Origin of the sequence: Chitinophaga sp. HK235, from assembly GCF_018255755.1 — a bacterium.
Lineage (GTDB): Bacteria > Bacteroidota > Bacteroidia > Chitinophagales > Chitinophagaceae > Chitinophaga.
In genome coordinates this window covers 1,074,984-1,096,007 of record NZ_CP073766.1, presented here as the reverse complement: position 1 = coordinate 1,096,007, position 21,024 = coordinate 1,074,984, and the positions used below count along the sequence as shown (strand labels likewise).

The window sequence follows — 21,024 nt, the reverse complement described above, 5'->3', positions numbered from 1 at the left end:
ATGCTTACACCGGAAGATATCAACGGTGTGGTGCAAAGTTTGGTGGCAAAGCTGGATCCGGAGCGAATCATTGTCTTCGGATCCTATGCCAAACAAATGGCCACACCCAGAAGTGACCTGGATATATTCGTTATTCAGCGGACGGCGCTTCCAATGCCGCTGAGAACGGTCAATATTCAGCCTATGTTGCGCAACCACCTGCCCAGAGTGGATGTTCATATCTATACACCTGAGGAGACAGATCAGTATGCAACAGAAGATCATTCTTTTGTACAGACTGTGCTCAAAACCGGTTATACTGCTTATGAACGAGCCTCTTTTTTACATTAATCATCAAATCTCTGTTGAGCTATACAACACAGCATATTTGAGCTATACAACAAAACAAATCTTTTCAGGTTACCGGACCTTTGTATTGTACAAAAAACAAAAAGAATATGCAAAGTATAACTAAAGGTTACATCAATGGTGCGTTTGTAACACTCAACGGAACACAGGTTTTTGATTTGATTAATCCGGCCAGTCATCAGAAGATCGGTGAAGTGACCCTGGGTGATGAAACAGATACCCAACGGGCAATTGCCGCGGCTAAAGCAGCATTTCAGTCATTTTCCCAAACAAGTGCAGCAGAACGGATTGAGCTATTGAAAAATTTAAGAGATGCGGTGAGTAAAAGGGAAAAAGAACTGGTGGAGGTAATGATCCTCGAATACGGCGGTACCCGTCAGTTTTGCAGGATGAGCATACAAAATGCTATCGCTGCTTTTGATAATATGATGGAAACGCTTCGCCATTTTGAATTCCAGCGGAAGGCCGGAGATACGCTGGTGCAGATGACACCGGTAGGTGTGGTAGGCATCATCACACCCTGGAATGCCAGTAATAGTTTTATTTGCAACAAGCTGGCAACGGCTATAGCAGCAGGTTGTACAGTGGTTGTAAAACCAAGCGAAATGAGTGCATTGCAGACACAGCTGCTGACCGAATGTTTCCATGAAGCTGGTTTGCCCAAAGGACTTTACAATATGGTGAACGGCCTGGGAAATGTGGTAGGAAACGCCATCACGAACCATCCTGACATTGCTAAAATATCCTTCACCGGCTCTACAGTTACCGGAAAACAGATTGCCAAGTCTGCAGTGGATACCATTAAGCGGGTAACGTTAGAGCTGGGCGGTAAATCGCCGAATATTATCCTGGATGACGCTGATCTTGAACAGGCGGTTCCACAGGCCGTATTTGGGGCTTATATGAATAGCGGACAGGCCTGTATCGCACCTACACGTTTACTGGTGCCCAAAGCCAAACTGGAAGCAGTAAATCAGATAGCTAAGGCCGCTGCAGCACAGGTAGTAGTAGGGGAGCCTGGCAATGAAACTACCAACGTAGGACCAATGGTATCCGAAAAGCAGTTTGAACGTGTGCAAAGCTATATCCGGATTGGTTTGGACGAAGGCGCGACCCTGCTGGCAGGCGGCATGGGTAAGCCGGAAGGTCTTGAAAACGGGAATTTCGTTAAAGCCACCATATTCACCAATGTCCGGAATAATATGCGTATTGCGCAGGAAGAAATTTTCGGCCCTGTGTTGTCCATTATTCCGTATGAAAATGAGGAAGAAGCCATTGCTATTGCCAACGATACCACCTATGGATTGGCAGCGTATATTACTTCTGCTGACTCAAACCGGGCACTGCGTGTAGCTTCCCGGATCGATGCCGGAAGGGTTTGCATAAATGGATTCAAACACGACCCTATGGCGCCGTTTGGCGGTTTCAAACAGTCCGGACTTGGAAGAGAGTATGGTGTATATGGATTGGAGGAATACCTGGAACCCAAATCTATCCTGATATAAACGGCAAATCAAAAAGTTCTATATTTATGAACATTGCCTGGGTTTTCACTCAGGCGATGTTTTTATACAGATTGGTAAATCGTATGGCTGAAAAGAATAACTATATCAATTATTCCTGTCACTTCACCGCGTTTAGGGAAGGAGAGCAGTTTGTCTTACATCATAGTTTGTCGATGGTTATTTCGGGAGAAATGGAACTGGATGATGGAACCGAAAGGAAGGTGTTTAGAAAAGGGGATGTATATCTTGCCAGAAAAAATCAGTTGCTGAAGTTTATAAAAAAGCCGACAGAAGTGGAAGAATTCAAATCCTTGTCCATGCGGTTTGATGAAGAATTACTCAAACAAGTCAGCGCGCAGGAAGGATTTCATCTGGAAGAAAAACTGAAAACGCCGGCATTTATTGATTTGTCTGAAGCGCAGCATCTGCGCTATTTTATGGAATCGTTGCTGCAATATCAGGAGTTACTGGAGAATAAAGCACCCGAATTACTGGAGCTAAAACAGAGAGAGGCGCTTATGTTATTGTTTGTCCATCGCAAAGATCTCAGGAAGGTATTGTTTGATTTTTCGGATCCGCATAAAATTAATCTCGAAGAATTTATGCAGAAGAATTATCACTTCAATGTGAGGCTGGAACGTTTTGCCTACCTTACCGGCCGGAGCCTGGCTACTTTTAAGCGCGATTTTCAGAAGATATTTCAGACATCGCCCCGCAGCTGGCTGCAGCAGCGCCGTTTGCAGGAAGCCTATTCCCTGATTACTCAAAAACGACAACGCCCTAATGATATCTATCTGGATTTGGGCTTCGAGGATTTATCGCATTTTTCTTTTGCCTTCAGAAAGCAGTTCGGGCAGTCGCCTTCGGAATTGTTAAAAGCGTGAACAGTTTTAAAAGGAGGAGGGATGGATTTTAATATTTCTAAGGATACAATGTATTTATTGTTGCTGTTTCTAACTGTTTTGAGCGTAGTGTATATAAACGCGAAATGTTTTTTATTTAATCTGGGAGTTTTGGCGATTTCATATTTATTTGCTTATTTTACTACACAAATTTTTTAATGCAGTGAACTGATATCACTTAAAAGATGCCAGAAGAGTTGTTCCTATGAAACCGGACTATGCTATGCTCTCTTAATAATCAATATGTCAGTTTCCTAAATGAAACGTGCAATAACGAAAGTGCAGTGATTGTCTGTAATTCACGAATACCCTTTTTTAAGTGATGGTTTTACATTAATTATACACCTAAACTGGTTGGACCACCAGAATAAATAAGCGTTTTTAATTGCCAACAATGCCCCCTGATTGGCGTTTCCATTATTAGTGTAGCGTATACAGATTACCCGATTCCATCAATGAAAACAAAGTACCTCTTTTAAAGAACCCTTATTAATTTATGAAACCACTCAAAATACAAGGAAACCATTCGTAAGTATCGTTATGAAATCCACCGGAAAAAAACCGGTACCATTTTGTACTATTTTAAATAGCACATTTTATCCACTTCCATTTATGATCCGCACATTGGCTGTACCCCGGTACAGGTGATGCGTGTAGCATTTTGTCTAAAAATATCCGCACTGAATACAAACCTGGTTAACACTGCTAGTTAACCGGAACGGCTTTGCTATGCATAAAAATGACCATGCATATGCAATGACCCTGTTTGTACAATGATATAAATGTAACGCATATACGAAAAAATATTGAATCAATTTACCGGTAATCCCCTGTATGGTTAATCCCGGTACCGATAGTAAATAAAATAGCCAGTATATATGACAAACGCATCGTTCCCTCAGACAACACTATCAGCATTGCTGATAGCACAGAAAGATAACCTGGATAAAGGTGTCACCTTTATTTCAGGCGCCAGTAAAGAAGAATTCCTGTCTTATCACCAGCTTTATGTCAGTGCCAGATCATTGCTGGCTTACCTCCAGGAAAAGGGTGTGAAGCCCGGAAATGAAGTAGTATTACAGATAGAAGACAATAAAACATTTATACAGTTCTTCTGGGCATGTATCCTGGGTGGGATCATACCAGTGCCGGTAGCCGTTACCTATCAGGGTGAAAATGCACAGAAACTGTTCCGGATATGGCAACTGCTCCATCATCCTTATCTGCTTACCAGCAGGGCATCCTACGAAAAGATGCATCATAAAAAATCTCCCGGTGAAATACCTTTCGCTGACAGCACTTTGTTTACAGAAGATGCACAGATAAGCGATGTTTCCGGCATCGTATATCCTGCCACTACCGATGATATTGCTTTTATACAGTTTTCATCCGGTTCCACAGGCAATCCGAAAGGCGTGGTGCTGAAACACAGTAATCTGATTGCCAACATCTTTTCTGCTTTACCCACTCACGACAATATAACAGACCGTCGCCTGAGCTGGATGCCGCTTACACACGACCTGGGGTTGATCTTTTTTCACCTGTATCCGATTGCCAATGGCGCACAGCATTTCCTGATGCCAACGGATCTGTTTATACGACATCCTTTGTTATGGCTGCAAAAAGTATCGGAGCACCGTGCCACTATAACCGGTTCGCCCAACTTTGGCTATAAATATTACCTCGATAAATTTTCCGATGATAAAGCGGAAGGACTCGACCTGTCCTGTCTGCAGGTGATCATCAACGGTGCAGAGCCTATTTCAGGTACACTCTGCCGTACTTTCCTCGACACCTTATCAAAATATGGATTAGTGCCCACAGCGATGCGCCCTGCCTATGGACTCGCTGAAAGTACCCTCATTGTTACTTTTGCCCCTGCCGATACATTACTGGAGAGTGTTTTTGTTCGCAGGGAAGCCATCACTATCGGACGTTACATCTCTGAACCAGGTATGCTGGAACAGCAGCGCACTGCAGATAATATGGAGATCGTCAATGTCGGCAGGCTGATTGCCAATACCGATATTAAAATCACCGATGAAAAAGGAGAGATCTTACAGGAAGGTGGTATCGGTATTATATGGGTGTATGGCCCAAGTGTTACGCAGATGTATTACAATAATGAAGCTGCCACCCATGCTGTGATCAAGGAAGGTTGGCTGAATACAGGTGATACCGGCTTTATGCTGAATGGCTATTTGTATGCGGTAGGAAGAGTGAAGGATATCATTATTGTCAATGGGCAGAATGTTTATCCGCATGATATTGAACAGATGCTGGAAACGATGGACGATATTGAAACCGGAAAGGTGCTGGCTTGTGGCGTGCCCAATGAAGACGAATCTTCCGAAGATATCGTAATATTTGTCATGTACAAACTGAGCATAGAGAAGTTTGCACCGCTGGCAAGGTCCATCAAACGTTTTGTTGCCGCCAGACTCGGGCTGGAAGTAAAACATGTACTGCCTGTCCGCAAAATAGCTAAAACAACCAGCGGAAAAGTAAAACGTTATCTTTTTTCAGATGAATACCGTCAGGGTGTCTATGATAAAGACATTGCAGCCATAGCTGCTGCGAGTGATAATAAAACAATAGCAGTCATAACGGACCAGGAACTCCATGAACGGGAAACGAAAATAGGTACCTGGCTGGAAAACTGGCTGAAACAGCATTTACAGCTATCTGCCGCAGAACTGGTACAGGCAAGGACTTTCACAGAATACGGTATCACTTCCATGCAGGCTGTTGCCCTGGCGAATGACCTGGAAGATTTTTTACAAACGCCTGTAGATAACACCGTCATCTATAGCTATCCTAATGTAGGTAGCCTTGCCACTCATTTCTCGGGAAGGACCCCGCAGGTGAAGGAAGAAGAAAAGAAGGTCGCTGAGATAGAAGAGAAGGTAGCGGTCATCGGTATTGGCTGCCGGTTTCCGGGTAATGTATCCTCTCCGGAAGACTTCTGGCAACTGTTGATCTCAGAGAAAAATGCTATCACCCAGGTACCGTCAGACCGATGGGATATGGATGCTTATTATGATACTGCCACCGGCATGCGGGGAAAGATGTATACCCGCGAAGGTGGTTTTATTAAAGATGTCGATAAATTTGATCCCCTCTTTTTTGGGATCTCTCCCAAAGAAGCAGCCGCCATGGACCCTCAGCAGCGCCTGCTGCTGGAAGTATGCTGGGAAGCACTGGAGCATGCAGGACTTCGTCCTTCCTCACTGAGAGGCAGTGACAGCGGGGTGTTTATCGGTATGGGCGCTGACGATTATCAGCAACTTATCCGTGCAAACAACGATGCTACCTACTTTGAAGACGCATTTACAGGGCTTGGTACAGAAAGAAGCATTGCTGCAGGAAGAGTGGCGTATCTGCTGGATTTTCACGGTCCTGTAATACAACTGGATACAGCCTGTTCTTCTTCCCTGGTGAGTATACACCAGGCATGTAAGAGCCTCCTGCATGACAACTGTTCACTGGCCCTGGCGGGCGGCGTTAACCTGATGTTGTCGCCGGATTCCACCGTAAAGCTGTGCCAGATGAACGCCCTTTCTCCTACAGGTGCGTGCAGAACATTTGATGATAACGCCGACGGCTATGTGAGAGGGGAAGGTGCTGGTATCGTAGTACTGAAAAGACTGAGCGATGCCCTGGCCGATGGAGATAATGTACTGGCGGTTATCAGCGGCTCCGCAGTAAACCATGATGGTTTAAGCAATGGTATCTCAGCGCCTAATGGGGTAGCACAGCAACAACTGCTGCACAAGGCTTTACAAAATGCCGGTATTGCTCCTGAAGCAGTACAGTATATCGAAGCACATGGTACCGGTACCCGCCTGGGTGATCCTGTGGAAGTACAGGCCCTGAATGCTGTATATGGAGGTACACGCACCGCTACAGAACTATTAATGTTAGGTGCTGTGAAAAGCAATATTGGTCACCTGGAAGCCGCTGCTGGTGTGACGGGGTTGATTAAGGTGATCCTTTGTCTGCAACACCGGAAGATACCTGCTACGCTTCATTATCAGACACCCAACCGCTTTATCCCCTGGAATAATATGGCCGTACGCGTGGTTAATGCATTAACACCCTGGCAGCCTGTAAATGGCAAAAGATATGGTGCAGTGAGTGCATTTGGCCTTAGCGGCACCAATGCGCACGTGATCCTGGAAGAAGCGGTACCTGCAAAAGATCATACTGTTCCGGCGGCAGCCAAACCTGCCTATCCTGTTGTATTATCTGCCAAAACTCCGGCAGCGCTGAAAGAACTGGCAGCCAGTTATGCTGGTCTGCTGGGGGATCCGGCATTAGCCCTGTCCGATCTGTCTTACAGCAGTGCTATGTCCCGTGACAGCTTCCCGCATCGTATAGCCTTTCACGTTGGCAACAATACCGCCGCAAAAGAATGCCTGGATAATTACGTATCCGGGAAAATGACAAAGACGCTCCTGTATGGCCATGCCATGGCTCCTGAAAAAGTAGCCTGGCTGTTTACAGGTCAGGGTTCCCAGTATTGGAACATGGGAAGGGAGTTGTATGAGGTGAATGAAGTATTCAGAAAAGTGATTAACCACTGTGACGCCTGGCTGAAAACACAATGGGATATCTCGCTGATAACCCTCCTTTATGAAAACGACAGGGAAGCGGGTAATGCCCTGCTCCGGGAAACACAATTCACACAACCGGCTTTATTTGCGCTTGGCTGCGCGCTGGCAGAAGTATGGAAATCATGGGGTGTCACACCGGCTATAGTGGTGGGTCACAGTGTAGGAGAATATGCAGCTGCATATGCAGCCGGTGTATTTTCCCTGGATGATGGTTTAAAACTCATCACGGAAAGAGCCCGTCTGATGCAGGCTGTTTCCACACCCGGTGCTATGGCGATGATATTTGCTCCGGAAAATGAGGTGAAGGAGGCTATCCAGCCATATGGTGCTGCGTTGTCTATTGCTGCTATCAATGGCCCGGCCCTTACCGTTATTTCCGGCGAAAAAGAAGCAGTAGCCGAGGTGGTGGCAGCTTTAAAACAGAAAGGCATCAGCCACCGCGAACTGACGGTTTCGCATGCATTCCACTCCAGGCTGATGGAGCCTGTGATAGCGGCTTTCCGGCAGGTGGCAGAAAACATCCGTTTTCATATGCCGGCTATACCGCTGGTATCCAATGTTACCGGAAATATCATCCGGGAGGAAATAACCACTGCTGCCTACTGGTGTAATCATATCCTGGAACCGGTGCAGTTCTCAAAAAGTATGAAGGCGATAAAGGAATTTGGTGCTGATATATTCCTGGAAGTAGGTCCGCAACCACATCTGCTGTCTATGGCGCAGTTGACAGTGCCGGCTGATGAAGGCCGTCTGCTGCCGAGTATGCGGGAATCACAGTCTGCATGGAACACCATGCTGCATAGTCTACTCGCTTTATACACTAAAGGGATCCCTGTTAACTGGTCTGGATTCTTTGACCAGGGCCATTATCATAAAATACAACTTCCTGTATATCCTTTCCAGCGTCAGCGTTATTGGATAAAGGAAAATGAAATAAAAACAATCCCTGTTACCACTACACCAGCTGTAAACATGTCACTCAATCATCATACCGCAGCCCCGGTTGCCGGTAGTCAGACTGCTATTACCACCTTCCTGGTAGATATGCTGGGTGAGTTGCTGAAAATAGCACCGGCAGATATCAATGTTGATACGCCATTACTCTTACTGGGCGCCGATTCATTAGTGCTGGCCAGTATGGTAAAACGTATAGAGAGCGAATATGGCCTGAGTATTTCCATGAGGCTATTGTTTGAGAAAATGGACACTGTTACATTGATAGCTGATTATATCGCTGCTCATGCGGTAATTACCACGCCAGCACCTTTACCTGCTGCGTCGCCGGTAGTGACCCGGGAAGTGCCGTCCATTACTCCTGAAACACCTTTGCTGCCACCTGTAAATGGGAAGACAGCCGGCATAGCATCAGAAACCTTACAGCTGTTGCAAAGTCAGGTGAATGTAATGGCACAGCAACTGCAGTTGTTGATGATGCAGCAGCAATTGAGCGGTAATGTGCCGGTGACCGTAACACCGGAACCCGTTCCCATGCTTCCTGCACCGGTAGAAGCTCCCCATAGCAAATATGTAAATGGTCGGCAAGGGAAAATGAACGGTCAGCTGACTGACCAGATTCCTGCATCAGAAGTACGCAGGGAAGAAGCGCTGGTGGCCGGTATTGGCCGGCAGCCTGTACCTGCCAACATTCCATTGTCGTTTAACCAGGAGCGTTTATGGTTTGTAGACCAACTGGAAGGCAGCGTACAATACAACCTTCCGGCTGTATTAAGACTGAAAGGAAATCTGGACAATGCCGCTCTGTTACATGCACTGCAGAAGATTGTGGGCCGTCATGAAGTGCTGCGCACCGTCATAGAACAGGCCGATGGGCAGCCATATCAGCGTATCCTGGACAACTACGAGTGGCAGATGGCCACCATCGATGATCCGTTGCTGAAAGCTGATCCTGCCAGACTGCAGGCATTTATATCCGATTTTGTATACACGCCTTTTGATCTGGCTAAGGATAACCTGCTCCGCGCAGCCCTCATCCGCATCACTGATATGGAATATGTGCTGGTGCTGGCCGTGCATCATATTGTGTTCGATGGCTGGTCAGCAGGAGTACTGTTCAATGAACTGGCAATTTTATACACTGCATACCGGGAAAACCATACTGCAGCCTTACCATCGCTGAACATACAATATAAGGATTATGCTATCTGGCAGCGTCATTACCTGAAAGATGCCTTACTACAAGAAAAAGAAGCTTACTGGAAAAACAGACTGAAAGGAGCAACACCACTGCTGCTGCCAACGGATTTTGAACGGCCGGTAAACAGAAGCACCCGTGGTGCGGCAACTGAAATGCGGATAGATAAAACACTGTCGGCCCGGATACGGCAATTGTCCCGTCAGCAGGGAGTGACATTGTTTACCACGCTGCTCACCGCCTACAAGGTATTATTGTCCCGTTACAGCGGCCTGGAAGACATCGTTGTAGCATGTGCCATTGCAGGAAGAACCGAGCGGGAAGTAGAGCCATTGCTGGGCTTCTTTGCCAATACATTGGTGCTTCGCTCAGACCTGAGTGGCAGACCTTCATTCAGCGAACTGTTGAAAAAAGTAAGCAGCACAGTTCTGGATGCACACGAATACCAGGATGTACCTTTTAATAAAGTAACGGAAGCTGCTGCAGACAAAGGGAGCAGGGGGGATAATCCATTGCTCCATGTGATGTTTACGGTGCAGAATATACCCAATGCCGCTGATATCCGTCTCGGAGATGTACAGGTGGCTTATGAACCGGTAGTACGTCAAACCAGTATCGCTGATATTACCCTGGCCACGCAAGACCTTCCTGATGGTATATCATTAATGGTTGAATATTCCACTGATCTCTTCAGAGAGGCTACCATCCGGCAAATGATGCAGCATTACGAGGCCATACTAAGTGAGGTGGTGAACCAGCCAACCTTACCGCTGCATAAAATTAAGCTGCTGAGTGAAACAGAGCAAAAGCAGCAGCTGCATTCCTTTAATGCCACACACCATGATTATCCGGCATACAAAACCGTAGTGGAATTATTTGAATCCCAGGTGCTGGCTACGCCGGATGCAGTTGCCGTTTCTTTCAATGGAAAGCAGCTCAGCTACCACTCACTCAACGAGCAGGCCAACCAGGTAGCGCATTACCTGCTGGCAGAAGGTATAAGACCCGGAGACAAAGTAGGATTGTTGTCCTATCGCGGCCTTGATATGATCGTGGCTATCTGGGGCGTTCTTAAAGCCGGTGCGGCTTATGTTCCTTTCCATACCGGCTATCCGGGTGCCCGTATCCGTATGATGATGGAGGATGCAGGCATTGCAAAGGTGCTGTTTACAGATAATACACTCTTTGAAGCCATGGGCTTGTCAGCGGCTGAAGGTATTGATATAACGGGTGCAAAGGGTTTTACCACTGCAGCTACGGGTATCAAAACAAACCACGATGCGCTGGTGAACATCATGTACACTTCCGGTACAACCGGCCGTCCTAAGGGTATTGCCGTCAACCATAAAAATATCACGAAACTGGTATTTGAACCGGGCGTAATTGCCATTCAGCCAAACGATCAGGTGTTGCAGTGGTCCAACTATGCATTTGACGGATCTACTTATGATATATTCAACACCCTGCTCAGGGGCGCCCGTTTATGTATGATACGGGATGCGGCTGCCTCCGATGCGCTGGAATTATCATCCATCATACGCAAAGAACAGATCACTGTATGTTTCATGACTACGGCCCTGTTCAACAGTTTTGTGGACAGTAGTATCGAAGGCCTTCGTCCGTTGCGAAAAGTATTGTTTGGCGGCGAAAAGGTATCAGTATATCATGTGAAAAAGGCGTTGGCGGCCTATGGCCCCGGTAAGCTGGTACATGTATACGGACCTACAGAAACGACCGTATATGCTACCAGTTATCCGATTGACAGCCTGGATACCCATGCTGTTACAGTTCCTATCGGTCGCCCCCTGGCCAATACCAAAGCGCTCATCCTTGATCAGAACGGAGAACTGGTGCCCGTTGGCGTGGATGGGGAATTATATATAGGCGGAGATGGTGTTTCTGCAGGATATATCAACAATGAACAACTGACGCTTGAAAAATTTGTGGTGCTGAAGGGCCAGGATGGTCGCTGGTACCGTACCGGTGACCTTTGCCGTTGGTCGCCGGAAGGAAGTATTATATACACCTCCAGAGCAGATGATCAGGTGAAGATCCGTGGCTATCGTATTGAGCCGGGAGAGATAGAGCGGGCCATGAATTCGCTGGACGGCATTGCCGCCAGCAGCGTGGTGGTGAAACAATCTCCGACAGGAGAGAAGAAGCTGGTAGGTTATTATGTTGTGAACACAGCATTGGGAGCCATCAGTGAAAAAGATATCCGGCAGTCATTACAGAAACAGCTACCTGAATATATGATGCCGTCTGCATTGATTGCATTAAGTCAGCTGCCTTTAACCAGTAATGGAAAGACAGACCGTAAGCTGTTAAGTAGCCTGGAAGACGTACAAGACGATCAGACTATCAGTCACGAGGAACCTGCTACACCGATAGAACGTCAGCTGACAGCCATCTGGCAGCGTTTACTGGGAGTAGACCGCATCGGTATACAGGATAACTTCTTTACACTGGGAGGCCATTCCCTGTTGGCTACCCGCGTGGTATCTGCCGTACGCAAAGAACTGGAAACAGAACTTTCTGTGAAAGACCTGTTCGACCATCCAACGGTAGAAAAGCTGGCTACCTGGCTGCAGCAACAGCAGAAAGGCGGATTACTGCCATCTGTCACCGTTGCCATCAGGCCGGAACATATTCCTTTATCGTATAGCCAGGAACGTTTGTGGTTCATCGATCAGCTGGAAGGCAGCGTGCAATACCATATGCCCGCAACATTCAGCCTTAAAGGTGCCCTGAATACTACTGCGCTGGAATATGCATGGCGTAATATCGTCAACAGGCATGAAGTACTTCGTACAGTTTTTATACAGGAAGGAGAATCAGCTTATCAGCATGTGCTGGAAAAAAATCAGTGGCAACTGTCAGTAATAGACAAGTCTGTTTATGAGGAAGACCCGCAGGTTTTTATCAATGGCCTTATTACTGTTCCGTTTGATTTGTCAAAGGACCATATGCTGCGCGTGTACCTCGTTCCCCTTGCTCCGGAAGAACATGTGATGGTATTGATGATGCACCATATCGCTTCTGATGGCTGGTCTTTGTCTGTGATGGTAAAGGAGTTATTGGAACTCTACAACGCATATATTGCAAAGCGGGAGCCGGTTTTGGAAGTATTGCCCATTCAATACGCTGACTACGCCATCTGGCAGCGGGATTACCTCAATTCCGAACTGCTGGGGAGAAAGGTGGACTACTGGAGAAATCAACTCAAAGATATACCCGCGCTGAAATTGCCTACTGATTTTGAACGTCCTGTTATCAATAGTACCAGAGGGGACCTGATCACTTTCAGAATAGACAGAACATTAACGCGTCAGCTGGAAACGCTGGCCCAGCAACAGGAGAGTACGCTGTATATGTTACTGTTGGCCGCTTTTAAAGTGCTGCTCTATCGCTACACCGGACAGGAGGATATCGCTGTAGGTAGTGGTATTGCAGGCAGGTTGCAACAGGAAACGGAATCACTGATAGGCTTCTTCGTAAATACACTGGTGATGAGAAGTGATCTGGGTGGTAATCCTGCGTTTGACAGCTTTTTACAACAGGTGCGCCAGACAACGCTGGATGCCTACGAACACCAGGAGGTTCCTTTTGAACGGGTGGTGGAAGCAGTGGTAGGTGCCCGCGATGTCAGCCAAAATCCCTTATTCCAGGTGATGTTTGCCTTACAGAATATCCCCGATATTCCGGAGTTACGACTGGGCGAGGTAATGCTCAAAAGACAGCGTATCAACCACACCACCAGCCTGTTTGATCTCTTCTGGTCAATAAGTGTGCAGCCATATGGAACAGTGGTGGAACTTGAATATTGTATTGACTTGTTCACGGAGAGGACTATACGCAAAATGATGGACCATTACGTGGCGCTGCTGCGGGCGATTGTTCAAAATCCGGCGTTGCCCATCAGTGAACTGAATATGCTCGGTAAGGTGGAAGAGGATCAACTGTTGTCCTTTAGTGGTATAGCAGCGTCTTATCCTGCTGATAAAACAATTGTTGAACTGTTTGAAGAACAGGCCAGGCTTACGCCTGATGCAACCGCGCTGGTATTTGAGACGCAGAAGCTGTCCTACCGGATGCTGGATAAAGTTTCATCGCAATTGGCGCATCTCCTCATATCCAATGGGGTCAAAGAAAATACAATGGTGCCGGTATGCCTCGGCAGATCAGCTGAACTGATAATAAGTATCCTGGCCATACTGAAGGCGGGTGCTGCTTATGTACCGGTGGACGCGACTTATCCGGCAGAGCGTATTACCTATATGCTGGAGGATATCGCCGGCAAGCTGGTGATCACTACTGCCGCGAATGAAGCGTTGTTGAGGGCTGCAGCCCCGGCCGCCACATTCATCTGCCTGGACAACCTCAGTGAGTTGGTGACCGGTCAGCCGGACGGACAGTTGAAGATATCCACCGGACCTGATTCTCTGGCATATGTGATATACACTTCCGGATCTACCGGAAGACCCAAAGGGGCTATGGTAACACACCGGAACGTAACCAGCCTTGTAAAGGGCGCGGGCTTTGTCTCTATGACAAACGACGATGTACTGTTGTCTACAGGCTCCCCGTCATTTGATGCCACCACTTTTGAATACTGGAGCATGTTACTCAATGGCGGGCAACTGGTCCTTTGTCCGGAAAAACATTTGCTGGATAACAGGCTGCTTCGCCAGGAAATGCAAAGCAGGAAAGTAACCATGATGTGGTTTACGGCAAGCTGGTTTAATCAGCTTATAGATGATGATATCAATATTTTTGAGGGATTGAATGTGGTATTGGCAGGAGGAGAAAAATTGTCAGAAATACATGTGCAGAAATTCCTGGCCGCACATCCGCATATTACTGTTATTAACGGTTACGGACCTACGGAAAATACTACCTTTTCCCTCACTTACCCGTTAGCTGCTATCTCTGCCGGCGTCAGCATTCCAATCGGACGCCCGTTAGCCAACAGGCAGGCGTATGTGCTGGACAGCCGGCAGCGTTTAGTGCCGGTAGGAGTGCCGGGAGAGCTTTATGTAGGCGGAGCTGGGGTATCGCTGGGATACCTTAATCAGCCAGCGCTTACCCAGGAGAAATTTATCGCCGATCCATTCAGCACTACACCCGGGGCAAGGTTATACCGCACCGGTGATAAGGCCCGGTGGCTGGCCGATGGTACCGTGGAATATCTTGGCAGGATAGATGATCAGGTAAAAATCCGTGGTTTCCGTATAGAACCCGGCGAGATAGAACGTACCCTGAACGAGCTGGATACTATTGCCAACAGCTGCGTGGTAGTGAAACAACAACCATCCGGCGACAAAAGGCTGGCGGCCTATTATGTGCCCGAACCAGCGCAGGTATTACTGAAGGAACAGCAGTTGTTTGAGCATCAGGTGGCCAACTGGAAAGAGCTGTATGAAATGGCTTTCTCCAAACCTGAAGATATCGTAATAGCTGACCCTGAATTCGACATCACCGGCTGGAACGATAGTTTTACCGGTGGGGCAATCCCTGCTGATCAGATGCGGAAATGGCTGAATGATATTGCGGGAGTGATCCTGGGGCTGAAACCTGAGCGTGTATTGGAAATAGGCTGTGGAACAGGATTGATCTACTATCAGCTGGCAGACCATATCAGCAAATATATCGGAACAGACTTCTCCCCGGTGTCTACAGGTCAGTTGCAGCAGCATGTCAACAAACAGCTGCGCAGGTATCCTGATACTGAACTAAACGTTTGTGCGGCACATGAAGTAGCACTGCCTGCATCTGAAACAATAGACCTGGTGGTACTGAACTCTATTATTCAGTATTTCCCGGGAGCCGGGTATATGTCTGATGTACTGGCTAAAGCTATCAGGCTGTTAAAAGGCAAGGGGCATATTGTGATAGGGGATGTGCGTGATCTGCGTCTTCTGCCATCTTTCAAACGCCGTTTGCAGTTGGACAGAATGCAGGACAGTACTGCTGTTAAAGATTTTATCTGGCATGCAGACCAGGAAGTTCTGAAAGAAGAAGAGCTTTGTTTTTCACCTGCCTATTTCTACCAATTGCGTGCACAGTATCCGGAGATCACGCATGTAGAGATCTTGTGGAAGCAGGGTGACTTCATCAATGAGCTTAGCTTATACCGCTATACTGTCATAGTACATGTTGGTACTGAAAAGGAAACATGGGAGCCTCGTTGGCAACCCTGGAACAGTGCAGCTGTTCAGGAACAACTGGACAATAATACTGCGACCATCGCGCTGAAGGATGTGCCTAACCCGCGTTTATGGAAGGAACGGATGCTGGCACAAGCCCTGGATGACAAATCAGCGCTCCAGGTACGTGACCTGGTGAACGCTATGGCAGCACCTGACGCAGAGACTATTGCCGTAAATGCAGTATTGTCAGCGGCAAAATCAAAAGGGTATCATTGCCGTTTCCTGCTGCATGATGATCCGATGAAAATGAATGTACTGCTGGAACGCACACCGTATACCGGCTTTATAGCGCAGCCTTACAATGATGCCAGAGAGACCGTAAAAGCCAATATCCCATTGTTTGGGGATATCTGTACCATCCTGCAAAAAGAAATACAGCAATTGCTGAAGAAAAGGTTGCCGGAATATATGGTGCCATCCGCATTCTTCGCCTTGCAGTATCTGCCACTGACAACGAACGGTAAGACAGATCGTAAGTTCCTGAGTGAATGGGAAGATATGGAGCAGAAGCATCAGGGCGGTTACCAGGCACCCGTTACGCCCGAAGAAACCGCATTGGTAGCCATCTGGCAGCGTTTACTTGGTGTGGAACGTGTAGGCGTTACAGATAACTTCTTTGAACTCGGAGGACACTCCCTGCTGGCCACCCGTGTTGTTTCTGCGATACGCAAACAGTTACAGGCGGATCTGACAGTAAAGGATTTCTTCTTATATCCTACTATTGCACAACTGGCGGCCCACCTGCAAAACAAAGAGGAAGGATCATTATTGCCGCCGATTACGGCTGTGTCCAGGCCTTCACATATCCCGCTTTCTTTCGGCCAGGAACGTTTATGGTTCATCGACCGCTTGCAGGGTAGTAAGCAGTATCACATGGTGGCTACTTTACGGTTGAAAGGCAACTTAAACGCCACTGCGCTGGAATCGGCTTTACAAATGATCGTATCCCGTCATGAAGCGCTCCGTACTGTTATAAAAATCAATGGTATCACCGGCGTTGCTGGTCAGCATATATTGAATAAAGACCGCTGGCAGCTGCATACAATGGAAACGCCTGTAGCATTGCAGGAAAGCATCACTGCTCTGATAGGCCAGCCTTTTGATCTGTCAGCAGATTATATGATGCGGGCACACCTCATTCGCCTGGATGCAACAGAACATGTGCTGGCACTCATCATTCACCATATCGCTTCTGATGGCTGGTCAGTAGGTAATCTGATAAAGGAACTGGTTACTTTGTACCACTCCTATGCAGCGGATATATCTGTTCAGTTGAAGCCATTGCCTTTGCAATACGCCGACTATGCGCTGTGGCAGCGGAAATATATAACCGGCAGCCTGTTGGATAAACAATTGGCATACTGGAAAGAACAACTGGCCGGCAGCGGGGAATTGAGTCTGCCTACAGACTATGAACGGCCGCCGGTATTGAGTACCAGGGGAGCTACTGTAGAATTTAATATTGATAAATTATTAGTTGAGAAGTTAAACAATCTTTCCCAGCAACAGGGCGCTACGCTCTTCATGACACTGCTTGCTGTCTTTAAGGTAATGCTGTGTCGTTATGGTGGGCAGGAAGACATCTCCATAGGAAGTGGTGTTGCAGGTAGAACACAGGAAGAAACAGAAGAAATGATAGGTTTCTTTGTGAACACACTTGTAATGAGATCACATCTCAAAGGAGATATGCCTTTCCATCTCTTCCTGCAGCAGGTAAAGGAAACTACCCTGAACGCCTATATGAACCAGGATGTTTCTTTTGAAAAGGTAGTGGAAGCAGTGCTGGATAAACGTGATCTCAGCATAAACCCCTTATTCCAGGTGGTATTTATGTTACAGAATACGCCGAAAATGCCGGCGCTGGATTTAGCTGGGGTGGTAATATCTGAAGAGCCTTATACAGCATCCACCAGCCTCTTTGATATGAGTTTCTTTGTGAAGGAAGGAGAAGACGGCTTACAGATAGATGTAGAATATTGCATAGATTTGTTTAAAAGAGAAACGATCCTCCGTTTGCTGAATTACTATCACCATCTGTTGGAAGCAGTGGCGAATGCACCGGAGCAGCCGCTCAGTGAGCTGGATATGCTCGGTCAGGAAGAGCGGCATCAGCTGTTGGTAACGTTTAACGACAAGCGCAGAGATTACTCCGCTGATGCACATAAGACGATCGTGGATATCTTCGAAGAACAGGTGGCACTCGCACCGAATGCGGCGGCCTTGGTATTCGGAGACACGGAGATAACCTATCAGGAGCTGAATGAACGTGTAAACCAGCTGGCCCATTATTTACGGGTAGAAGGCGTAACAACAGAAAAGCTGGTGCCGGTTTTCCTGGAACGTTCTCCTGAAATGATTATCGCCATCCTGGCCATACTCAAAGCAGGAGGGGCATATGTGCCGGTCGATACCGAATACCCGCAGGAACGTATTGCTTATATACTGGAAGATACTTCGGCCAGTATTATTATCACCAGTCGTAATTGCCGGAACGGTTTGCCTTTGAATGATAAGCGCAGCATTATTGAGGTAGATGTTATGGCAGATCAGCTGCAACGCATGCCGGTATCACTGTTGCGAAACAGTGCGGTTACTGCCGGCCATCTGGCCTATCTCATTTATACTTCCGGTTCTACCGGCACACCTAAAGGCGTGATGGTGGAACATGGCAGTGTGGTGAACCTGACACGTGCCATGAAGGAAGAGCTGCGTCTGCAGCCAGGTATGAAGACCCTTCAGTTTGCATCTGTTGGTTTTGATGCCGCCTGCTACGAAATATTCAACACCTTACTCAGCGGAGGATGTCTGGTACTGGCAGAAAAAGAAACACTGCTTTCCGGTGCCATGCTGGAGGCGCTGGTCAATAGGCACACCATTTCAGTGGCTGTATTACCACCTTCTTATCTGAATGCGATGAAAGACAGCCTGGGATGCCTGCACACGATAGTATCAGCAGGTGAGCCTTTGAGCAGAAGTCTGGCGCTCTACATACAATCAAAAGGTATCCGGTTAATTAACGCTTACGGGCCTACGGAAGGCACTGTATGTGCCAGTCTGACCGACAGGCCGGTACTGGACGATAATATGGTGGTGATCGGGAAACCGGTGGCGAACGTACCGTTATATGTGCTGGATGAGGGTAATGATCTGGTGCCGCTGGGTGGAGTAGGAGAACTGTGCATTGGAGGCGTACAGGTAGCCCGTGGGTATCTGAACAGGACAACGTTAACGAATGAACGTTTTATCACTAACCCATTCGGAGAAGGTCGCCTTTATAAAACAGGTGATATGGTCCGCTGGCTGCCAGACGGCAACCTAGTATACCTGGGCCGCAGAGACGAACAGGTGAAAATCAGAGGCCATCGTATTGAATTGGGTGAGATAGAAAATGTACTGGAAGAGCATGAAAAAATCAGCAAAGCGGTTGTATTAGTGAAAGCTGATGATAATGGTAATAAACAGCTCATCGGTTATGTGCTCAGCAATGATACCATAAACAAAGAAAATATCTTCCATTTCCTCAGAGGAAGGCTGCCGGATTATATGGTGCCTGCGCAATTGATAGAACTGTTATCACTGCCTACCACCTCCAGCGGAAAAGTGGATAAGAAAGCATTACTGGACGCTGTTAAAGAGGTGCAGGTTACAAATACCACACAGGAGGCGCCGCGTAATGAAACAGAACGTCACCTGGTTACTATCTGGCAGGAACTGCTGGGTGTGTCAGCCATCGGTGTACACAATAATTTCTTTGAGCTGGGAGGGGATTCCATTATCACCATTCAGGTGGTGAACCGGGCTAAACACTATGGTTATGTGCTGCAGCCGAGGGACCTGTTCATGCATCAAACAATTGCGGAACTGGCCACCTTGCTGGCGGGTCAGGAAGTCAAACGCATCACCGGCGAACAGGGATACCTGAGCGGTGAATGTGGACTGTTACCGGTACAGCAATGGTATCTCTCAGATGATAGTAATGTTTCCGATCATTTTATTCAAAGTCTGCCCGTTGAGATTAACAAGGCCATTGACGTGGAAATATTGTCAGCTGCCATCACGCACCTGATAAGCTTCCATGACAGCCTGCGGTTTGCCTATAGTAACAGTTCGGGCCAATGGCAGCAATGGTATGGTAATGACAATGGTACGATCGAAGTGGTGGACCTGCGATCCACATCAGAAGACAATCTGGCCGCAGAAATTATTTTCTGGGAGGATAAGTATAAACACAGTCTCAGCATGAAAGATGGTAAGCTGGTATGTGCGGTGTTGTTCCTGACTCCGGAAAAGATCCCTTCCAACCGCTTGTTGGTGGCGATTCACCACTTAGGTGTGGATGTAGTGTCATGGCGTATCTTATTTGATGATCTGGATCGTCTGCTGGGGGATCTGCTGGCGGGAAAAGAAGTGTCGATGGTGTCGAAAAGCAGTTCTTACAGGGAATGGTACAATGCTTTACAGCACTATGGACAAACCGAATGCTTATTATCACAGCGTGATTACTGGCAGCAGGCAACAGATCAATATCATCCTTTGCCTACTGACAAACATTACGAAGGTCTGGTACGAATCAATGAAATGACGGCCTACCGTGTACGCCTCAACGTATCACTTACCCGGAAGCTCTTGCATGAGGTGGCTCAGGCCTACCAGACAGAAGTAAAGGATCTGCTGTTAAGTGCCCTGGCATTAACCCTTTCCGAATGGATGGACAGTAGCAGGGTGTCTATTGGCTTCGAGAAACATGGCCGTGAAGACATTAGCCCGGATATTGACATCAGTCATACTACAGGCTGGTTTACAACTTTGTCGCCTGTATCGCTGGATGCCAGCGCCGGAGAAGATACCGGTGCGCTGATCAGCACTATAAAGAAACAGCTGAATGAAGTGCCTGATAAAGGTCTGGGCTTCGGCGTGTTGAAGTACATCAACAAAGAAGCCGGATTACAGGGTAAAGACCCCTGGGATATCATCTTCAACTATCATGGACAAATAGATAATGTCAGCAGCAACCACAAATGGATTGCTTTAACCGGCACTTCGTCCGAACTGAAGCTGATCGGAAGTTATACCATGCGGTTCAAACTCTTTATAGACAGTGTGGTGACAGATGATGAACTGGTAATAGACTGGCTCTACAGCACCCATCATTTCCAGCAATCCACGATTAAAGCATTGGGTACTGCTTATATCAGACATCTGGAAACATTGATTCATCACTGTATGATGCAGCTTGGAAAGCAGCAGTTATACCAGGTATAACTGCGTCTTTGCTAAATGATGAAGAGGCCG

Annotated in this window: 4 protein-coding genes; all 4 read left to right on the top strand. The window is 47.3% G+C overall.

Going from position 1 to position 21,024, the window contains the following annotated elements; all coding sequences use genetic code 11:
• The 4 genes from KD145_RS03550 (at nt 1) to KD145_RS03535 (ending at nt 20,994) form a co-directional block, all read left to right on the top strand.
• Nucleotides 1–330: a nucleotidyltransferase domain-containing protein gene (locus KD145_RS03550; protein ID WP_212004533.1), complete on the top strand. Its 330-nt coding sequence runs from the start codon at nt 1–3 to the stop codon at nt 328–330.
• A 107-nt stretch (nt 331–437) separates the two neighbouring features.
• Nucleotides 438–1,853 (top strand): aldehyde dehydrogenase family protein, encoded by a 1,416-nt coding sequence (locus KD145_RS03545; protein ID WP_212004532.1) that lies wholly within the window; start codon nt 438–440, stop codon nt 1,851–1,853.
• 26 nt (nt 1,854–1,879) lie between these two features.
• Nucleotides 1,880–2,737, top strand: a complete 858-nt coding sequence (locus tag KD145_RS03540) for an AraC family transcriptional regulator (protein ID WP_249219729.1) — start codon at nt 1,880–1,882, stop codon at nt 2,735–2,737.
• A gap of 896 nt (nt 2,738–3,633) precedes the next feature.
• Nucleotides 3,634–20,994, top strand: a complete 17,361-nt coding sequence (locus KD145_RS03535; protein ID WP_212004531.1) for a non-ribosomal peptide synthetase/type I polyketide synthase — start codon at nt 3,634–3,636, stop codon at nt 20,992–20,994.
• Nucleotides 20,995–21,024 lie beyond the last annotated feature (30 nt).

Coding starts and splice junctions, on each gene's coding strand:
- KD145_RS03550 (WP_212004533.1), top strand. CDS start 1: ATGCTTACACCGGAAGATATCAACGGTGTGGTGCAAAGTTTGGTGGCA.
- KD145_RS03545 (WP_212004532.1), top strand. CDS start 438: ATGCAAAGTATAACTAAAGGTTACATCAATGGTGCGTTTGTAACACTC.
- KD145_RS03540 (WP_249219729.1), top strand. CDS start 1,880: ATGAACATTGCCTGGGTTTTCACTCAGGCGATGTTTTTATACAGATTG.
- KD145_RS03535 (WP_212004531.1), top strand. CDS start 3,634: ATGACAAACGCATCGTTCCCTCAGACAACACTATCAGCATTGCTGATA.